The sequence below is a fragment of the Oscillibacter sp. KLE 1728 genome, from assembly GCF_934833455.1.
GTDB classification, from domain to species: Bacteria; Bacillota; Clostridia; order Oscillospirales; family Oscillospiraceae; genus Oscillibacter; species Oscillibacter welbionis.
This window is the reverse complement of record NZ_CAKVVF010000140.1, coordinates 1-1,955: the sequence shown is the minus strand read 5'-3', so window position 1 is coordinate 1,955 and position 1,955 is coordinate 1. Positions and strand designations below refer to the sequence as shown.

Annotated in this window: 3 protein-coding genes; 2 read left to right on the top strand and 1 reads right to left on the bottom strand. The window is 58.4% G+C overall.

Translation table 11 applies throughout. The features are described from left to right. Nucleotides 1-96: 96 nt before the first annotated feature. Nucleotides 97-294, bottom strand: coding sequence for an alpha/beta-type small acid-soluble spore protein (locus tag QVE23_RS10865; RefSeq protein ID WP_021747825.1), 198 nt, complete (start codon nucleotides 292-294; stop codon nucleotides 97-99). Nucleotides 295-503: 209 nt separating this feature from the next. On the opposite strand from QVE23_RS10865, the gene QVE23_RS10860 reads away from it, so the two are divergent. Then, entirely contained in the window at nucleotides 504-1,367 is an 864-nt protein-coding gene (locus QVE23_RS10860; protein ID WP_287968231.1) for a DUF3795 domain-containing protein, read from the top strand. Next, the gene (locus tag QVE23_RS10855) at nucleotides 1,364-1,834 is read left to right on the top strand and encodes an LURP-one-related/scramblase family protein (protein ID WP_021747823.1); all 471 of its coding nucleotides are present in this window, start codon (nucleotides 1,364-1,366) and stop codon (nucleotides 1,832-1,834) included. The genes QVE23_RS10860 and QVE23_RS10855 overlap by 4 nt, the downstream gene beginning before the upstream one ends. Nucleotides 1,835-1,955: the final 121 nt, after the last annotated feature.

Below are 1,955 nucleotides of genomic sequence, written 5' to 3'. Positions count from 1 at the left end.
GGGGGGTTTGGTGGAGGGGTGTGTGGGTACACAACCCTGGACCATGAGACCGCGCCCGGGCGATGGCGGGCCCGCTTCACTGTGTCCAGTGGGAAGTTACAGGTTCTTCTCGTAGGACTCGATCATCTTCTTGACCATCTGGCCGCCGACGGAGCCGGCCTCACGAGAGGACAGGTCGCCGTTGTAGCCTTCCTTCAGGTTGACGCCCACCTCGGCGGCAGCCTCCATCTTGAACTTATCCATAGCCGCACGGGCCTCGGGAACGTTGATCTTATTGCTATTCTTGCTAGACATAATTGAATCTCCTTTTCATCATACATTTGTTGCGTGTGGGTTACTGGGTATCGCGAGCATAGTTTGACTCCGGGACGGGAGAATATGCGGTTTTTCTGGCGGAAAAATTTGTTGGCAGGGACGTCTTGGAGAAAAATGTCATAGATTTGTTACCCATCGGAAGGGCGGATTATGATATAATCTCAAAAAAACAAAGGGAGGCACTGGCGATGGAGGGCATCTGCGGGCGAATGTGCGACGCATGTACCTGGAAAGAGCAGCTGGACTGTCCCGGCTGTCAGGATGGGCCGGGGCGCCGGTTTTCCGGCGGCTGTCCCATTGCGGACTGCTGCCGGGAGAAGGGGCATACGGCATGTGTGACCTGCACCTTTTCTACCGGCTGTGCCCTGCGGCGAAGAGATATGCCCCAGAACCGGCTGTGGGCCGTGGAGGCAGAGCGGGAGCGCCGGGCGCGGCTGGACCGGAATGCCCCTGTGCTGGCCAAGTGGCTGTGGCTGCTGTTCTGGTTGGTGATTCCCAGTGTTTTCAGCAACATTCTGACCATGGATACTGTGGCGGGAGCGTTTCCAACTGCCGGAGTCGTTGGAAATGTGCTGGCATTTCTGATTTCCCTGGCCTATGGTGTCCTTTTGTGGCAGCTGCGGGAGGCGGCAGGCCGGTACCGCACGGCGGCCCTGTGCTATTTGGCTGGCGGCATCATCAGCGGTGTGCTGCTGCTTCCGACGATTCCGGAGGGGAACTGGCTGTGGTGGCTGCTCTCCCTACCGGTCATGGTGCTGGAGCTCTGTGCCGCATATCAGGAGTTTTATGCCCATGCAGAGGTTTTGGAGGAGCTTGACCCGGAGCTGGCGGGGAAGTGGCGGCTGCTTTGGAAATGGTGGATCGGCCTGCTGCTGGGGTTGCTTGGATGCATCTTCCTGGCATTGATTTCGGCAATTCTGGGTCTTCTGGCGATACTGGCGGACGCCATCGGCCTGTTGGTGGTGGGGATCGTGAAGCTGGTCTATCTCTACCGGACAGCAAAGCGGTTCCGGGAATATCAGCCGGCGGCACTGCAGAAGGAGGTTCTATGAGATTATTGTTCAGACAGCGGCTGTTCTCCTGGTTTGACAGCTATGACATCTACGACGAGGCGGGGAACACCGTCTACACTGTGGAGGGAAAGCTGGCCTGGGGACACTGCCTCCACATTTTGAATGCGGCGGGAGACCACATCGGCACGGTGCGGGAGCAGGTGCTGACCTTTCTGCCCAAATTTGAATTGTACGTCCAGGATCAGTATGTGGGCTGCATCCAAAAGGAATTCACATTTTTCACGCCGAAATTTGACATCGACTGCAACGGCTGGCGTGTGGAGGGCGACTTCCTGGAGTGGGATTACCGGGTGACGGAGGCCTGCGGGGCGCAGGTGGCGTCCATCCACAAGGAGCTGCTCCACTGGACGGACACTTACGTGATCGACGTGGCGGACCCGGGCAGCGCGCTGTGCGTACTGATGCTGGTGCTAGCCATCGACGCGGAGAAGTGCTCCCGGAACTGAGCGCCGCCCAAGAATGAATGTAAAGCTCGCCGCCCGAAAGGGCGGCGTGCTTTACAGACTGCGGATGTGGTTTTGGATGAGGGAACCCACCGTGTCGGCGAACTGGTCCAGGGAACGGATG